19 protein-coding genes are annotated in these 16,114 nt (G+C 68.5%); 5 read left to right on the top strand and 14 right to left on the bottom strand.

What is annotated here, in order from left to right; translation table 11 throughout:
- Positions 1-3 precede the first annotated feature (3 nt).
- Positions 4-1,293 carry an MFS transporter gene (locus ILT43_RS04730; RefSeq protein WP_204195535.1) on the bottom strand — a complete coding sequence of 430 codons (1,290 nt, stop codon included), beginning with the start codon at positions 1,291-1,293 and terminating at the stop codon, positions 4-6.
- A gap of 114 nt (positions 1,294-1,407) precedes the next feature.
- Here ILT43_RS04730 and pgsA point away from each other — a divergent pair, with 114 nt between their 5' ends.
- The 3 genes from pgsA to ILT43_RS04715 are packed head-to-tail and all read left to right on the top strand — an operon-like array spanning position 1,408 to position 2,653.
- Entirely contained in the window at positions 1,408-1,959 is a 552-nt protein-coding gene (gene pgsA / locus ILT43_RS04725; protein ID WP_204195534.1) for a CDP-diacylglycerol--glycerol-3-phosphate 3-phosphatidyltransferase, read from the top strand.
- A 5-nt stretch (positions 1,960-1,964) separates the two neighbouring features.
- A complete protein-coding gene (moaD, locus tag ILT43_RS04720; RefSeq protein WP_211534395.1) occupies positions 1,965-2,216 on the top strand; it encodes a molybdopterin converting factor subunit 1 in 252 nt (83 codons plus the stop codon).
- Entirely contained in the window at positions 2,216-2,653 is a 438-nt protein-coding gene (locus ILT43_RS04715; protein WP_204195532.1) for a molybdenum cofactor biosynthesis protein MoaE, read from the top strand. Before moaD ends, ILT43_RS04715 begins: the two co-directional genes overlap by 1 nt.
- Before the next feature lie 181 nt (positions 2,654-2,834).
- On the opposite strand, the gene ILT43_RS04710 is transcribed toward ILT43_RS04715, so the two are convergent.
- The 4 genes from ILT43_RS04710 to ILT43_RS04695 all read right to left on the bottom strand — a co-directional run bounded on the left by ILT43_RS04710 (position 2,835) and on the right by ILT43_RS04695 (position 5,953).
- Entirely contained in the window at positions 2,835-3,581 is a 747-nt protein-coding gene (locus ILT43_RS04710) for a fasciclin domain-containing protein (RefSeq protein ID WP_204195531.1), read from the bottom strand.
- A 118-nt stretch (positions 3,582-3,699) separates the two neighbouring features.
- Positions 3,700-4,245, bottom strand: a complete 546-nt coding sequence (locus ILT43_RS04705; protein WP_204195530.1) for a fasciclin domain-containing protein — start codon at positions 4,243-4,245, stop codon at positions 3,700-3,702.
- Positions 4,242-5,141, bottom strand: coding sequence for a hydrogen peroxide-inducible genes activator (locus tag ILT43_RS04700; RefSeq protein ID WP_204195529.1), 900 nt, complete (start codon positions 5,139-5,141; stop codon positions 4,242-4,244). The genes ILT43_RS04705 and ILT43_RS04700 overlap by 4 nt, the downstream gene beginning before the upstream one ends.
- Positions 5,142-5,188: 47 nt before the next feature.
- On the bottom strand, positions 5,189-5,953 hold the full coding sequence (locus ILT43_RS04695) for a sulfite exporter TauE/SafE family protein (protein WP_204195528.1): 765 nt from the start codon (positions 5,951-5,953) through the stop codon (positions 5,189-5,191).
- 210 nt (positions 5,954-6,163) lie between these two features.
- On the opposite strand from ILT43_RS04695, the gene epsC reads away from it, so the two are divergent.
- Entirely contained in the window at positions 6,164-6,847 is a 684-nt protein-coding gene (gene epsC, locus ILT43_RS04690) for a serine O-acetyltransferase EpsC (RefSeq protein ID WP_204195527.1), read from the top strand.
- A 13-nt stretch (positions 6,848-6,860) separates the two neighbouring features.
- The gene (locus ILT43_RS04685; RefSeq protein WP_239474097.1) at positions 6,861-7,196 is read left to right on the top strand and encodes a DUF2794 domain-containing protein; all 336 of its coding nucleotides are present in this window, start codon (positions 6,861-6,863) and stop codon (positions 7,194-7,196) included.
- Here ILT43_RS04685 and ILT43_RS04680 read toward each other — a convergent pair.
- The 9 genes from ILT43_RS04680 to ILT43_RS04640 all read right to left on the bottom strand — a co-directional run bounded on the left by ILT43_RS04680 (position 7,174) and on the right by ILT43_RS04640 (position 16,102).
- Entirely contained in the window at positions 7,174-8,262 is a 1,089-nt protein-coding gene (locus ILT43_RS04680; RefSeq protein ID WP_204195525.1) for a hypothetical protein, read from the bottom strand. The genes ILT43_RS04685 and ILT43_RS04680 overlap by 23 nt on opposite strands.
- 116 nt (positions 8,263-8,378) lie before the next feature.
- A complete protein-coding gene (locus ILT43_RS04675) occupies positions 8,379-8,849 on the bottom strand; it encodes a hypothetical protein (RefSeq protein WP_204195524.1) in 471 nt (156 codons plus the stop codon).
- A 121-nt stretch (positions 8,850-8,970) separates the two neighbouring features.
- The gene (phoB, locus tag ILT43_RS04670; protein ID WP_055845339.1) at positions 8,971-9,663 is read right to left on the bottom strand and encodes a phosphate regulon transcriptional regulator PhoB; all 693 of its coding nucleotides are present in this window, start codon (positions 9,661-9,663) and stop codon (positions 8,971-8,973) included.
- A 5-nt stretch (positions 9,664-9,668) separates the two neighbouring features.
- The gene (gene phoU, locus ILT43_RS04665; protein WP_204195523.1) at positions 9,669-10,352 is read right to left on the bottom strand and encodes a phosphate signaling complex protein PhoU; all 684 of its coding nucleotides are present in this window, start codon (positions 10,350-10,352) and stop codon (positions 9,669-9,671) included.
- Between the two features lie 13 nt (positions 10,353-10,365).
- Positions 10,366-11,133, bottom strand: coding sequence for a phosphate ABC transporter ATP-binding protein PstB (pstB, locus tag ILT43_RS04660; RefSeq protein WP_204195522.1), 768 nt, complete (start codon positions 11,131-11,133; stop codon positions 10,366-10,368).
- Positions 11,133-12,431, bottom strand: a complete 1,299-nt coding sequence (gene pstA / locus ILT43_RS04655) for a phosphate ABC transporter permease PstA (protein WP_204195521.1) — start codon at positions 12,429-12,431, stop codon at positions 11,133-11,135. The genes pstB and pstA overlap by 1 nt, the downstream gene beginning before the upstream one ends.
- Positions 12,424-13,797 (bottom strand): phosphate ABC transporter permease subunit PstC, encoded by a 1,374-nt coding sequence (gene pstC / locus ILT43_RS04650; RefSeq protein ID WP_204195520.1) that lies wholly within the window; start codon positions 13,795-13,797, stop codon positions 12,424-12,426. The genes pstA and pstC overlap by 8 nt, the downstream gene beginning before the upstream one ends.
- Positions 13,797-14,864 (bottom strand): substrate-binding domain-containing protein, encoded by a 1,068-nt coding sequence (locus tag ILT43_RS04645; RefSeq protein ID WP_204195519.1) that lies wholly within the window; start codon positions 14,862-14,864, stop codon positions 13,797-13,799. The genes pstC and ILT43_RS04645 overlap by 1 nt, the downstream gene beginning before the upstream one ends.
- Positions 14,861-16,102: a sensor histidine kinase gene (locus ILT43_RS04640; protein WP_204195518.1), complete on the bottom strand. Its 1,242-nt coding sequence runs from the start codon at positions 16,100-16,102 to the stop codon at positions 14,861-14,863. The genes ILT43_RS04645 and ILT43_RS04640 overlap by 4 nt, the downstream gene beginning before the upstream one ends.
- Positions 16,103-16,114: the final 12 nt, after the last annotated feature.

Here is a 16,114-nt window from a genome sequence, read left to right as displayed (position 1 = left end):
GGCTCAGTCGCAGGCGCGGTGGAGCTTCTGCGCGATCCATGCGGACACGAGGCACATGCCCGCCACCAGGAACAGCATGTCCTCCGGCGTGACGCCAAGCCCGGTGATGAACAGCACCGCGACCGCGCCGATCGTCATCGCCCCGGCATTGACGACATTGTTCGCCGCCACCGTCCGCGCGGTCTGATCCTTCTCCACCGTCGTCGTCAGGAACGCGTAGAGCGGCACCACGAACATGCCGCCTGTGACGGCGATCAGCAGCAGCGTCACCAGGATCGGGATCGCGCCCGGCTGCGCCACGAAGCCCGCCCAGCCGTAGAGTTGCCCCGCCGGCGCGGGGGTCCAGTTGCGCGACAGGAACGAGAAGACGCAGACCAACGCGCCCATCGCGATCACCGATACGGGCGAATAGCGGGCCGAAATCCGACCTTTCAGCATCGAGTTGATGACGACGGAGCCGATCGCGACGCCAACCGAAAACACCGCGATTACCGCACTCGCGACACGTTCGTCGGCGGTCAGCACGTTCTTCACCAGCGGCGGGAAGACGATGATGAGGACCGATCCGATCGTCCAGAAGAAGCTGATCGCGCAGATCGCCAGGAACAGCCGCGGGATATGCATCGTCGCGGAAATCAGGCGCCACGACGCGGTGAACGGGTTGTAGTTCAGCTTCAGCGGCGGTCCTTCACGCGGAGCCGGCGGGACGTGACGCCCGGCGAACCAACCGATGATGGCGATCACCAGCACCAGCACCGCCGCACCGTCGATCGAGATCCAGCCGGCGACGACGGTGCCGAGCAGGATTGCCAGATAGGTGCCCGCCTCGACCAGCCCCGTGCCCCCCAGCACGTCGCAGGGGGCGAGGTGTTGCGGCAGGATCGCGTATTTTATCGGCCCGAAGAAGGTCGAGTGCGTACCGAGCAACAGCACCGCGAACAGCATCAACCCGACGCCGAGATTGATGTGCCCCGCCCGCGCGACCACGAGTCCCGCGGCTCCCACCGCCATGATCCCGATCTCCGCCGACTTCACCAGCCGGATGATCCGCGCCTTGTCGTGACTATCAGCCAGCTGGCCGGCCAGCGCGGAGAGCAGGAAGAAGGGAAAAATGGCGATGCCGGTTGCCAGGGCGTTGAAATTGGCTTCGTGCTTGGCATCGTCGAAGATCGCGTAGGTTGCGAACAACACCATCGACGTCTTGAACAGATTGTCGTTGAAGGCGCCGAGAAACTGGGTGGTGAACAGAGGCAGGAAGCGGCGCTGCTTCAACAGCCCCAAGGCATTTATCATGACGGACGCCGGCCTCGGTCGTTTACGAACGAACGGCACTTAGCCGAGCGCGCGAGCCCGCGCCATGCTCAATCCGGTTGCGGTTCCGCCATAGGGGGTTAGGAGTCGCCCCCGATGCTGACACTGCCCAACCTGCTGACCCTGTCGCGGATCGTCGCGGTGCCGCTGCTGGTCGGGCTGCTGTGGTGGCCGCACTGGCCGGCCGGCTATGCGCTCGCCTTTGCGCTATACTGCCTGATGGGCATCACCGATTATTTCGACGGATATCTGGCGCGCAGCAACGGCGCGGTGTCGCGGCTCGGCGTGTTCCTCGATCCGATCGCCGACAAGATCATGGTCGCCGCCGTCATCCTGATGCTGGTGGCGACTCGCGATATCGAGGGGTTCAGCATCGTCGCCGCGCTGATCATCCTGCTGCGCGAGATCGCGGTGTCCGGCCTGCGGGAGTTCCTCGCGCCGCTGCACGTGTCGATGCCGGTGTCGCGGCTCGCCAAATGGAAGACGACGCTGCAACTCGTGTCGCTCGGCGCGCTGATCCTGGGCGGCGCGTTGCCACAGGCGGAGTGGATCAAGGTCGTCGGGCTCGCCAGCCTGTGGGGTGCGGCGGCGCTGACGGCGATCACCGGCTGGGACTATCTGCGCGTCGGCCTGAAGCACATGGATTGAGCGTGATGCGTGTGCTGTATTTCGCCTGGGTCCGTGAAGCTGTCGGTATCGGCCAAGAGGACGTGACCCCGCCGGCGGAGGTCGCAACGGTCGCCGGTCTGATCGACTGGCTCGCCGGCCGCAGCGACGGGCATGCCCGTGCCTTCGCCGATCGCGGCCGGCTGAGGTGCGCGGTGGATCAGGCGTTCGTGGCGCTGGATGCGCCGATCGCAGGGGCGAGGGAGATCGCGATCTTCCCGCCAGTGACGGGCGGTTGATGATCCGCATCCTCGTCTCGCCCGATCCGATCGACATCGCCGCCGAGATGACGCGGGTCGAAGACGGGGTGGGTGCCGTGGCGACCTTCACCGGACTGGTCCGCGCCGACGACGGCGTCGGTACGCTGGAACTGGAACATTATCCGGGCGCGACCGAGGCGGCGCTGCACCGCCTGGCGGAGGAAGCGACCGCGCGCTGGTCGCTGACCGCAGCGACGATCGTCCACCGCGTCGGTGCGATGCATCCGGGCGAGCGGATCGTGTTCGTGGCCGCGGCTGCGGCCCATCGCGGTGCGGCGCTGGAGGCCTGTGCCTATCTGATCGACCGGCTGAAAACCGACGCCCCGTTCTGGAAACGCGAAACGCGCGGTGCCGCGAGTACCTGGGTCGAACCGCGCGCCGCCGACGATACAGCGGCGGCGCGCTGGGGGGCGTGAGCCCGGCATCTTCCTTCAGGGAGACATGCAGTCCTCCCCGGCACGGGGAGGTGGCGCGCCGCAGGCGTGACTGGGCAGACGCAAGCGAAGCCGCTCGTGGCTTTCCCTCCACCGCCTCGCGTGCCGGGGATGACTGGGGTGGGCCCCCCCCCCTCCCTTGAGGGGAGGGGAGAGGAACGGCCTAGCCGATCTTGGGCAGGCTGATGCCGTTGGTCGAGTGGATCACGCCGTTGGTCTGGCGCAGATCGGGCTTGTCGATGTAGCTCTTGTTGCCGACGGCGTCGGTCAGCAGCACCGAACCCTGATCGATCGTCGCGATCAACGGCTGCCCGGAGAGCGTCGGGATCGTCGCCCGGCCACCGGCGGCAGTGATCGCAGCGCGGATCTGCGCCTCGTCCATCGAGCCCGCGACGATGTGGTTCTTCAGGATCGTCGCCAACGTGGGCGCATTGGCCGGGGCAAGGAACGCATCGAGCGTGCCCGCAGGCAGGCGCGCGAACGCTCCGTCATCGGGGGCGAAGACCGTGAACGGACCCGGACCGGCGAGCTGCGCCTCCAGCTTCGCGGCGGTCACCAGCTTCAATAGCGTCGCGTGGTTCGGCAGGGTCGGCAGCGCTGCCGCGATCGTGGTGGTGGCGGCCGGTGCTGGCGCGGCGGCGGGTGCCGCAGGAGCAGCCTGCGCCGGAGTGGCCTGACCCGCCGGTGCGGCTTGGCCGGCAGGCGCGGCCTGGCCTGCGGGCGCGGCTTGCGGCGCCGTCTGGGAAGCCTGGGCCGTCTGGGCAGGCGCGGTCATCGGCGTACGGCCGACGGCAGCCTGCGGCGCCACCGCCGTAGCGGTTGCAGGGGGTCCCGCAACGACCGGTGTCGCGATCAGCGCGGTCCCGGCGGCGAGGATGACGCGGACATTCTTGGTCCCGGCATGAAACATTCGATCACTCCCGTGTTGCTCTGCAATATACTCGGAACTCACAGAACGAATGTGAAGCCGAAATGTCACAAACCCACGACGAAGCGAAACCGATACAGGATCGATCGTTCGGTCGCGGCTACTCCACGGCGGGGGCGAGGAAGCCGTTCACCGGATACAGGATTCCGTTCGGCCGCCGCACGTCCTCACCGACATAGCCGACATCGCCATCGACATCGGTCAGCGTCAGCGTCGTGCCGGTCAGCGTCACGACCAGCGGATCGCCCGCCAGCGTGACGAGCGTCGCGCGGCCGTTTCCGGCGGCAACGCGCCGCCGCAATTCCACCGGATCGAGAGCGCCGGGTACGATATGGTACGCCACGACCTTCGTCAGCAGCGGCCGGTTCTCCACCGTCAGCATCGCGGGCACGACCCCCGGCGCCAGCCGCGCATAGGCGTCGTCCAGGGTCGCGAACACCGTCATCGGCGGTGCCGCGGCAAGGCCCGCATCGCCGCTCGCCGCGAGTTGTGCCGCGAAGATCGACAGATCGGGACGCGCGGCGATCTCCGCCGCCAAGGTCCGCTGTTCGGGCGCGAGCACGATCGGCGGCGGTGCGACGACAGGGATCGCCGCAACGCAGCCGGCGAGCGAGCAAAGGGCGGCAAGCGCCATGAAATGCTTCAAGAATGATCCTTCAATACGCCGGCGAGCAGGCGGAAATCGCTCTCGCGCGGCGACGCACGCCGCCACACCAAAGCTATGTGGCGGACGGCGTTCGCGGCATCCAGCGGCCGCGCGGTGACGCTGGTATGGTCGAGAATGCCCGCGTTCACGGCCATCTCGGGCAGCATCGTCACGCCGAGCCCGTTGTCGACCATCTGCACGATCGTGTGCAGCGACGTGCCCATCATCGTCGCCTCCGCCCGCAACTCGGGACGGTTGCACGCGGACAGCGCATGATCCTTCAGGCAATGCCCGTCCTCCAGCAGCAACAGCCGCGTCTCGTCGATGGCGGCGGCGGGAATGGAAGCGGGGGGCTCGCCCTCGCCCTGCTGGAACGCGACATAGAGCCGGTCGTCGAACAGCGGTTCGGACGCCACCTCTCCGCATGCGAAGGGCAGCGCCAGCAGCACGCAATCGGTGCGCCCGTTGTGCAGGCCCTCGCACGCCGGCCCGCTCGGCTCCTCGCGCAGGAACAGCTTGAGGTCGGGATAGTCACGGCGCAGGCGGGGCAGGATGCGTGGCAGCATGAACGGCGCGATCGTGGGGATGACGCTCATCCGCATCTCGCCGGTCAGCGGCCGGCCGGCGGCCCGGGCAAGGTCGCCCAGTTCCTCGGCCTCGCGCAGGACGCGCCGCGCCTTGTCGACGATGCGCTCACCCACGGGCGTGAAGCGCACGACGCGGCGGGTGCGTTCGACCAGCGTCACGCCGATCAGCGTTTCCAGATCGCGCAGGCCGGCGGACAGGGTCGACTGCGTCACGAAACTGGCATCGGCGGCGCGCCCGAAATGCCCGTGATCGCGCAGCGCGACCAGATATTGCAGCTGCTTGAGGGTCGGCAGGTAGGTTGCGGCCATGCCCGCCGTTAGCCCAGCCCGCCGCGACATTCAAAGGGCAGGGGGGATCAGTGCAGTGCCCGCCATAAGCCGAAGAGGCTGGTGATGATGAGGATCACGCCGACCAGCGCCAGCAACGTCTTGGCCGGCACGCGCTTCGCCAGGATCGCTCCGAACGGTGCGGCGATGACGCCGCCGATCAGCAAGCCGATCGTCGCCACCGTGAACGCCGCCCAGCCGAGTTGCGTGAGGAACGTGATCGAGATCGTCAGCGTCAGGAAGAACTCTACCGTGTTGACGGTGCCGATCGTCGTCCGCGGAGTCGCGCCCTGCACCAGCAGGTTCGACGTCACCACGGGCCCCCAGCCGCCGCCGCCCGCCGCATCGAGGAAGCCGCCGATCAACCCGAGCGGCTCGACGACCTTGGGCTCCTTGTGCTGCGGCGGATAACGGAAGGCGCGGACGAGCAGATAGATGCCGATCCCAGACAGATAGGCGAGGATGAACGGCTTGGCCGCCGCCGCGGAGATGTTCGACAACAGGTATGCGCCGAGCACGCCGCCGATGATGCCGGGGATGACGAGGCGAAAGAACAGCTTCCAGTTCACGTTGCGATGCAGGACATGGCTGACCCCCGACACGGCGGTCGTGAACGTCTCGACGGTATGCACGCCCGCAGAGGCCGCGGCGGGCGGGACGCCGATCCACAGCAGGGCGGTGTTGGAGATCACGCCGAACGCCATGCCGAGCGCGCCGTCGACCACCTGCGCGGCGAAACCGATCGCGATGAAGGGCAGGATGGAGGAATAATCGAACGCGGCGAAATCGGGCATGGATGTCCTTTCGTGACCATGAACGTGGCCGGACGCGGCAATATCCACAACAAAGATAGGCTTTCAGCCGAGTCGTGCCGGACGCCGCGATCAGCCCCCGATTGTCGGCCGCGTCTGGATTTCGGCGCGGCGAGCACCTAAATCGCGCGCTGGACGCGCGGAGGACCGCGTGTTTCTTGGAGCGCGCGGAGGGCCGCGCAGGGGACTGGAATGGGCCTTCGCACCTATATCGATTCGATCCGCGCCCGCGATCCGGCCCCGCGCAGCCGCGCGGAGGTGCTGCTGTATCCGGGCGTCTGGGCGCTCGCCGGGCACCGCATCGCGAACCGGCTGTTTCGCGCACGGCTGTTCTTCCTCGCCCGTGCGGTCAACCACTGGACGCGGGCCTGGACCGCGATCGACATCCATCCGGGCGCGACGATCGGCCGCAACTTCTTCATCGACCACGGTTTCGTGGTGATCGGCGAAACCGCGCACATCGGCGACGATGTCACGATCTACCAGTGCGTGACGCTGGGCGGGACCAGTCCGGACAACGGTGTCGGTGGCAAGCGTCACCCGACGGTGATGGACGGCGCGATCATCGGATCGGGCGCGCAGGTGCTGGGGCCGATCACGCTCGGCCGCCGCTCGCGGGTCGGGGCCAATGCGGTGGTGACGCGCGACGTGCCCGAAGGCGCGGTGATGGTCGGTATCCCGGCACGCCCCACCACCGTCGAAGGCGGCGTCGAGCCGCGCGGCCGGTTCGTGCCATACGGTACACCCTGTTCCGAAAATTTCGATCCGCAGACTCAGAAGATGGAAATCCTGCGCTGCGAGGTCGAGCAGCTTCGACGCCGACTCGATTCGCTGCTGGAGGAGCAGGATGCGCATCGCGAGCGTGATCGCGCATGATGGTCGCGGCCTGATGGGCGTCGTGCCGTTTCCCTCGCGAAAGGACGCGCAGGTCGGGTTCGACCGTGCCGAACTCACGCGCATCCTCGACCTGTACGGGCGGATGGTCGCGGCCGGCCACTGGCGCGATTATGCGATCGAGCTTGGGCGGGAGGCGGCGGTGTTCTCCGCCTTCCGGCGCACCGCCGAGCGGCCCGAGATCCGGGTCGAGAAACGTCCGGCGCTACGTCAGCGTCAGGGCATGTGGGCGCTGGTGGGGGAGGCCGGCGCGGTGCTGAAGCGGGGCCACGACCTCGGCCCCGTGCTGGCCCCGGTCGAGCGCCGCCTCATGAAGCTGGTCGAGGAATAGCGGGCGGCAGCCGCTGGCCCCAGGCGCCCAGGCCTGCCACGATCGGCTGCCGCATCGTCTGCCAGAAGGCCGACAGGCTCAGCAGCGCGGAGCCGATGACCAGTGCCGTAAGCGCCGCGCTCAACTCGACCGCGCCCGACTGGCGGATGATCGCCGCCATTGCGTACAGCACATAGGCGAGGCCGGACACGAGCAGTGCGCGCCGGTCCGTCGCCAGCGCTACGACCGCGAACGCCACGTACAGGATCAGCACGACCGCAGCGGTGCCGACGCCCATGTCACCCTCGAACACGCCGAGCAGGTTGAACAGCGAGTGGGCGATCATCGGTGCGGCGGCGAGGTGAAGCCAGAACGCGACGTCCGCGCGCCGCGTCCGCCGCTCTCGGTCGGACAGGTCCCAGCGCATGGCGAAGGCGAACACCCCAAGCCCGCCGACGAGCAATGCCGCCCAAGCCACGCTCATGACCGAAGGCATGATGGCGACGACGATCGACACCGCGACGGCGACCACGGCCGCCGCGCCCGCCGCGATCGTGATCGGCACGTGGAACCGCCGCCAGTGCAGCCACGTCGCGCCGACCGTCAGGGCTGCGGTGATCGCGCCGAGTCCCGCCTGCAACCGTTCATAGGAAACGGCGCGGGGAGCACCTTCCAAGACGACCTGAGGCTGAGCGTCGACGGCGCCGATGGCCTCCAGCCCTATGAAAAGCGCCATGCCGACGAACCCTGCCACACCGCCCGCAAAGGCCAACAGCAGCAGGATGCTGGGCAGCGCCATGCGGCGAACGCGGGTGAAATACTCCGCCAGCCCCCAAGAGGTGGCGGCGATCGCCAGCGCCGACAGCGGCGACCAGAGCGCATCGCCGACCTGCCACATCGCGACCAGCAACAGCACGATGGCGATTGCGACGAAGATGTCGTTGAAGCCGGTGATCAGCCGGAACTGCTCCTCGTCCGCGGCCGGCGTGGCGCGACGCAGGGCGACGAACCCTCGAAAAGACTCCGCCGACGCGGCTGACAGCACGCCCGCGGTGACCGCGTCGTCGATCTCGGCTTCGCTATACATCGTCGCTTCCCCCTGGAAGCAGCGTAGCGACGGCCCGTGCCGCGGACAATGACGTTCGCCCACGAAAAAGGGCGCCCCGCTGATCGCGGGACGCCCTGATCGATCAGGATGCGACCTTACTTGCCGCCGCGCTGACGGCACTTGTCGTACTGGCCCTTCTTGCAGACCGGGTAGCTTTCCAGCGGCGCCGGAGCCGGGAATGCCTGTGCCGGGCTAGCCGAAGGCTGGAACACCACCGGTGCGCCGGGCGCACCCGAAGCGGTCGGTGGCGTCTGCGGTGCGTAGCCGCCGACGGGATCGCCGCCCGTGCTCATGCCCGACGGAGCCGAAGTGGTCTGCGCGGGGGCGGGAGCCGGTGCGGCTGCGGCGGCCGGATCGGTCGCGGCACCGGTGTCCGGCGTCTGCTGCGTCATCGCGGGATCGGCGGCGGCGGGAGCGGCCTGATCCGCCGGTGCGGTCTGGTCAGCCGGCGCCGTGGTCGTCGCTGCGCCGGAGGTCGTCGGCGAGCTGGTGCCGGTGGAGCCCGAGGTCTGGGCGATGACCGGAGCAGCGATCAGGGCCGTGGCGGCCAAGAGGATGAACTTCATAGGAGTCTCCTGAAATCTGAAGCGCGAATTTTCGAAACACGCAGGCGACCCAACGCCCCAACTTCGAGTTCGCTCCTTCGTTTCGCAACCGATTCCAACAGCCGTGTCTACGCCGTTACCTTTAGCCTTCTGAATCAAGCGAATAACCGGCCGATCGGACGGTGCGGATAATATCCGGCCGGTCGCCGATATTGATCGCCTTGCGCAGCCGGCGGATATGCACGTCGACGGTGCGGCTCTCGATATCGCTGTCGTGCCCCCACACCGCATCGAGCAACCGCTCGCGCGAGAACACCCAGCCCGGATGTTCCAGGAAATGCTTGAGCAACCGGAATTCCGTAGGGCCGAGCGGCACCATCTCGCCGCCGCGCTTCACCTTGTGGCCGACCGTGTCCATCTCGATGTCGGCATAGGTCAGCGCCTCGCCCGCCAGTGCGGGGCGGACGCGGCGCAGCACCGCCCCGACGCGCGCGACAAGCTCGCGCGGGGAGAACGGCTTGGTCACATAATCGTCCGCCCCCGTTTCCAGCCCGCGGACCCGGTCCTCCTCCTCACCGCGGGCGGTGAGCATGATGATCGGCACGTTCTGCGTCTCGGGGGCACGGCGCAGGCGGCGGCACACCTCGATCCCCGACAGCCCCTCGACCATCCAGTCGAGCAGCACGATGTCGGGCGCGGCCTCGCGTGCGAGCAGCAGCGCCTCCTCGCCGTCGGGCGTATGCACGACCTCGAAATCCTCGCGCCGGAAATGGAATGTCAGGAGCTCCGCCAGCGCGGCATCATCCTCGACCAACAGCATCTTGACCCGTGCCATGTCGTTCAGACCTCTCTGCCGCCGCGTTCGCGTTCGACCATCTGGGTGCCGGTGGCGGCGAAATAGACCATCTCTGCGACGTTCGTCGCATGATCGCCGATGCGCTCCAGGTTCTTCGCGACGAACAGCAGGTGCGCGACCTGGCTGATCGTCTTCGGATTCTCGACCATGTGGGTCACGAGCGTCCGGAAGATGCTGTCGTAGAAATCGTCGAGCGCGGTGTCGCTTTCGCACACCCGCACCGCGCCCTCCGCATCGCGCGCGGCAAACGCGTCGAGCGCGTCGCGCACCATCTCCGACGCCATTCGACCCATCGCCGGCAGGATCGAAATCGGCTCGATCCGGTGATCGCTCTCGATCAGCGGCACGCGCTTGGCGATGTTCTTCGCGTAATCGCCGATCCGCTCGACCACGCCCGCGATCTTCAGCGCCGCGACGACCTCGCGCAGGTCGTTCGCCATTGGCGCGCGCAACGCGATGATGCGGACGGCCATGCGTTCGACCTCCGCCTCGATCGTGTCGATCGCCTTGTCGCCGCTGCGCACCTCGACGGCGAGGTCGAGGTCGCTGCGCTGGAGCGCGCGCATAGCCTTTTCGATGGCGTCCTCGGCCAGCCCGCCCATCTGGCTGATGAGGCCGCGCAACTGCCCGATATCGTTGTCGAAAGCCTTGACGGTATGGTCGTTCATGGCGGTTCCCCACTCAGCCGTAACGGCCGGTGATATAGTCCTTTGTGCGCTCCTGGCGCGGATTGGTGAAGATGTCGGAGGTGCGCCCGAACTCGACCAGCGTGCCGAGGTGGAAGAACGCCGTCCGCTGCGACACGCGCGCCGCCTGCTGCATGTTGTGCGTGACGATCGCGATCGCGTAACGGCCGCGCAGCTCGTGGATCAGCTCCTCGATCTTGGCGGTCGCGATCGGGTCGAGCGCGCTGCACGGCTCGTCCATCAGGATCACTTCGGGGTCGACGGCGATCGCGCGGGCGATGCACAGCCGCTGCTGCTGGCCACCCGACAGCGCGGTGCCGCTGTCCGACAGCCGGTCCTTCACCTCCGCCCACAGCCCGGCGCGGGTCAGCGAGCGTTCGACGATGCCGTCCATGTCCGACTTCGACTGCGCCAGCCCGTGGATGCGCGGTCCGTACGCGACGTTCTCGTAGATCGATTTCGGGAACGGGTTCGGCTTCTGGAAGACCATGCCGACCCGCGCGCGCAACTGCACCACGTCCATGTCGGGCGCGTAGATGTCGTGCCCGTCGAGCCGGATATCGCCCTCCACCCGCGCCGACGCGACGGTGTCGTTCATGCGGTTGAGCGTGCGCAGGAACGTGGACTTGCCGCAGCCGGACGGGCCGATGAAGGCGACGACCTCGTCCTGGTCGATGTCGATCGACACGTCGTCGATCGCGCGTTTCGTGCCGTAATGCACGGTCACGTGGCTGGCGGTCATCTTGGGAGGCGTGTTGCTCATCACCAGCGGGTCTCGAAACGGTTGCGGAGATAGATGGCGAGGCCGTTCATCGCGAGCAGGAACACCAGCAATGCGATGATCGCCGCGGAGGTCTTCTCCACGAAGCCGCGATCCACCTGATCGGACCAGAGGAAGATCTGTACCGGCAGCACGGTGGCCGGATCGGTCAGCCCACGCGGCGGCGCGGCGATGAACGCGCGCATGCCGATCAGCAGCAGCGGCGCGGTCTCGCCCAGCGCGCGCGCCATGCCGATGATCGTACCCGTCAGGATGCCGGGCAGGGCGAGCGGCAGGACGTGGTGGAACACGACTTGGATCGGGGAGGCGCCGACGCCCAGCGCGGCATCGCGGATCGACGGCGGTACCGCCTTGATCGCATTGCGCCCGGCGATGACGATGACGGGCATCGTCATCAGCGCCAGCGTCAGTCCGCCGACGATCGGCGCGGAACGCGGCAGCCCGAACGTGCCGAGAAAGACCGCCAGCCCCAACAGGCCGAAGATGATCGAGGGCACCGCCGCGAGATTGTTGATCGACACCTCGATGATGTCGGTCCAGCGGTTCCGCGGCGCATATTCCTCGAGATACAGGGCCGACAGCACACCGATCGGGAAGGCGAGCAGCAGCGTGACGAGCATCGTCAGCAGCGACCCCTTGAACGCACCCCAGATGCCGACGCGCGTCGGATCGGTCGAGTCGGCGCTGTCGAGGAAGCCGGTGTTGAGCGACCGCGACAGCACCCCACGCGGCGTCAGCCGGGCGACCATCGCCTCCGCCTCGGGCGCTCCCTTGCCCTTATAGGCGACGTCGATCGGGCTGGCGACGGGCAGGTCGAACGTCGCACGGCGTGTCAGCAGCGAGGGATCGGCCTTGATCGCCTCCCGCACCGTCAGCCACGCGCCGCCGGACAGCAGGTTGTCGCCGTCCTTGCCGTAAGCGCGCGAGGCAGAGGTATCGACGATCCCTTCGAGGCCCGCCCCCGCCAGCGCCAGATCGGCGCCGCGCCCGTCGAGCTGGGCCGGCGTCACCGCCAGCTTCGCCGCGCCGAGATCCACCGGCACCGTCACGCGCGTCTCGGTGAAGCCGCCGATCCCCTGCCACAGCATCGTCGCGAGCAGGAAGGCGAGGAACCCCGCCGACAGCGTCACCGCGGCAAGGCCCATCAGCCGGAAACGACGCTCCGCGGCATAGCGGCGGCGGATGCGGCCCTGCATCGCGCCCGTCGTCCAGTCGGTCGGGACGCGCTGCGCCGGCTCGGCGGGGCCGGTTGGAAGCTGGGCGACCAGAGACTTACTCATACGCCTCCCGATATTTCTTCACGACGGTCAGCGCGACGATGTTGAGCAGCAGCGTGACGACGAACAGCGTCAGGCCGAGCGCGAAGGCGGCGAGCGTCTTGGGGCTGTCGAACTCCGCCTCGCCGGTCAGCAGGTCGACGATCTGCCGCGTGACGGTGGTGGTGCTGGCGAACGGGTTGAGCGTCAGCGTGGCGACGCCGGATGCGGCCATGACCACGATCATCGTCTCCCCCACCGCGCGGCTGATCGCCAGCAGGACGCCACCGACGACGCCGGGCAGGGCGGCGGGCAGCATGACCTTGCGGATCGTCTCCGAACTGGTCGCACCCATCGCCAGACTGCCGTCGCGCATCGAACTGGGTACGGCGGCGAGGCTGTCGTCGGCCATCGACGACACGAACGGGATGATCATCACGCCCATCACCAGCCCGGCGGCGAGCGCGCTTTCGGACGAGGCCCAGCTGATCCCCATCGCCACCGCCAGATCGCGCACCGCCGGCGCGACGGTCAGCGCCGCGAAATATCCGTAGACGACGGTCGGCACGCCCGCGAGCACTTCCAGGATCGGCTTCATCCAGCGGCGGGTGCGCGGCGCAGCGTATTGGGTCAGGTAGATCGCGCTCATCAGCCCGAACGGGATCGCGACGATCATCGCGATCACCGCGCCGATGAAGAACGTGCCCCAGAACAGCGGCACCGCGCCCAGCGACGCGCCCGGATCGCGCGCGTCGATCACCTGCGGGCTCCAATGGGTGCCGAACAGGAATTCGTGGACGGGCACGACCTGGAAGAAGCGGCCCGCCTCCCACACCAGCGACAGCACGATGCCGATCGTCGTCAGGATCGCGATCAGCGACGCCGCGAGCAGCGCGCCCATCACGATCCGTTCGACGCGGGTGCGCGCCGCGAAGCCCGGCTTCGACCGGGTCCACGCGAACGCGCCGCCGGCGAACGCCAGCAGCAGCGCGGCGGCGGTGGCGATCCAGTCGTAGCGGTCCTGCGCCGCGGCATAGGCGGGCGCGAGCAGGCGGGCGAGGCCGTGGAACGCACCGTACGCGCGCCCCGCGCCAAGCTCCCGCGCTTCCGACAGGATCGCCGCGCGGTCGAAGCCGGGCGGCGGCAGTTGCGCGGCGGCGGGCGTCGACAACACGGCGTCGGTGACGAGCGCGGGCGCGACCGTCGACCAGATCGCGAGGAAGATCAGCGGCGGCACGATCGTCCACAGCGCGACGTACCAGCCGAAATGACCGGGCAGCGAACTGAACCGCTGGCCCGCGACCTTGAACCGTGCCGCGCGGGCACGCGCGGTCAGCCAGCCGATCAGCGACAGCCCGACGAGGATGAACAGCAGCGCGGTCGCAGGCATCAGTGCAGCTCCGCCGGGTCGAGCGGGATGCGCTCCGCGATCACCCGCGCGGCGTTGGCGCGCACCGAATCCGGCGCGGCGATCAGGCCGCGGCGTACCAGCGGGCCATCCGGACCCCAGAGGGTGGTGTACAACGTCAGCAGGTCGGCCAGACCCGGAATCGCGCTCAGATGCGCCTTCTTGACGTACAGGTACAAGGGCCGCGACCCCGGATAACGTCCGTCGGCGATGGCGGCATAGCTGGGCGTGATGCCATCGATCGCGACCCCGTTCACCGCGTCGCGATTTTCTTCGAGATAGCTATAGCCGAACACCCCCAGTGCGGCGGGGTTCGACTGCAGCTTCTGGACGATGAGGTTGTCGTTCTCGCCCGCATCGACATACGCCCCGTCCTCGCGGACGCGGGTGCAGAGCGCCTTGTGCGCGTCGGGATCGGACTTCGCCAGTGGCTTGGCGGACGCGTCGAACGCCTCGCAGCCCTTGGTCATGATGAGTTCGGCCAGCGCGTCGCGGGTGCCGCTGGTCGCGGGCGGGCCGTACACCTGGATCGGAACCGCGGGCAGCGCCGGGTTGACGTCGCGCCACGTCGCCGCCGTGTTGGGCTTGCCGCCCGGATTGGCGGCGATCGCGCGGTAGATGTCGGTTGGCGTGAGCTGCATCTTGGGGCCGTTCTTGGCCTCTGCGAAGGCGATGCCGTCGATCCCGACCTGAATTTCGAGGATGTCGCGCGCGCCGTTCTTCGCGCAATCCTTATACTCGCTCGCCTTCATCCGGCGCGATGCATCCTCGATATCGGGATGGGCCGCACCGATGCCCGCGCAGAACAGCTTCATGCCCGCGCCGGTGCCGGTCGATTCGATCACCGGCGCCTTCGCGTCCGGGTTCGCGGCGACGTAGCGTTCCGCGACCATAGTGGTGAAGGGGTAGACGGTGGAGGAGCCGACGGCACTGATCTGGTCCCGGGCACCGCCGCCGCCGCCATTCGCCTGATCGCGGCAGGCACCCGCCAACAGGGGCAAAATCGCCAGCGCGAGATGTAGCGCGCGCCGCGCCGCCCTGTTCGTCACGCACGGCCCTCTGTGACATCGTTGTTACGTGGTGATGACAGGGCGGCCGGCGCGGCGGGCAGCGTCACGGCCATCGTCGTGCCGACGCCGACCCGGCTGGAGATGTCGAGCCGTCCGCGATGCCGCTCCACGACATGCTTGACGATCGCGAGGCCCAGCCCGGTGCCGCCCAGCGAACGGCTGCGCCCGGCATCGACGCGGTAGAAGCGTTCGGTCAGGCGCGGCAGGTGCTCGGGCGCGATACCGTCGCCCTGATCGACGACCGACAGTCGCGCGCCCCCGCCCGCGTCCGGTTCCAGCCGCACCTCGACCGGCGTCCCCGGCCGCCCATATTTCATCGCATTGCCGACGAGGTTGTGCAGCATCTGCGATAGTTGCGCGCGGTCGCCGACGATGTCGGGGATGCCCGAGACGGCGATGCAGGAGACGTCGGCGGCACGCGGCGCGCCCGATCGCTTCAGTTCGGCGCAGACCTCGTCCACCAGTTCGCCGAGCGCCACCGGCTGGTCCGGCAGGCGATAGCGTTCGGCCTCGATCCGCGACAGCGACAGCAGGTCCTCGACCAGTCGCTGCATCCGCCGCGCCTCGTCCATCATGATCCGCAGGAAGCGGTGGCGGATCGCGGGGTCGTCGCCCGCCTCGTCGTCGAGCGTTTCGACATAGCCGAGGATCGACGCCAGCGGCGTTCGCAGTTCGTGGCTGGCATTGGCGACGAAATCGACGCGCATCCGCTCCGTCGCGGCATTCTCGCTGCGGTCCGACAGATGCACGACACGCATCCCGTCTGCGGCCGCCGCCAGCCGCATCTGCCAGCGCGCGTCCTGTGCGCCGACGCCGACCAACTCCACCGTCTGATCGCGCTGAGACGCCAGCGCGGCGGCGGCGGCGGGATGGCGGACGGCGACGCGCGCATCCTCGCCGACGATATGCTCGCCCAGCAGCGTGCGCGCGGCGAGGTTGGCACGGACGACGCGGCCCGATCTCAGTAGCAGCAGCGGTTCCGCCACCGCGTCCAGCATCGCACCGACGGAGGGGCTGGCGATCAGGTCCGGCGGCGGGGCCGGCGGTGCCACCGCAACCTCGCGGTGGCCGCTGATCGCGACCAGCATCGCCGCGATCCCGCCGACCAGTGCCGCCGCCGCGCCGCTCAGCGGGTCGGCGATGATGTAGACGGCGACGGCGGTCGCGCCTGCGACGATGACCGCCCAGGGCAGGCGGGGATTTGATTCGGCGATCATAGGCTCGGGGTC

Source organism: Sphingomonas longa (assembly GCF_016892685.1).
GTDB lineage: Bacteria > Pseudomonadota > Alphaproteobacteria > Sphingomonadales > Sphingomonadaceae > Sphingomonas > Sphingomonas longa.
Note: the sequence above shows the minus strand (reverse complement) of the source record. Positions and strands in the feature narration are given on the sequence as shown.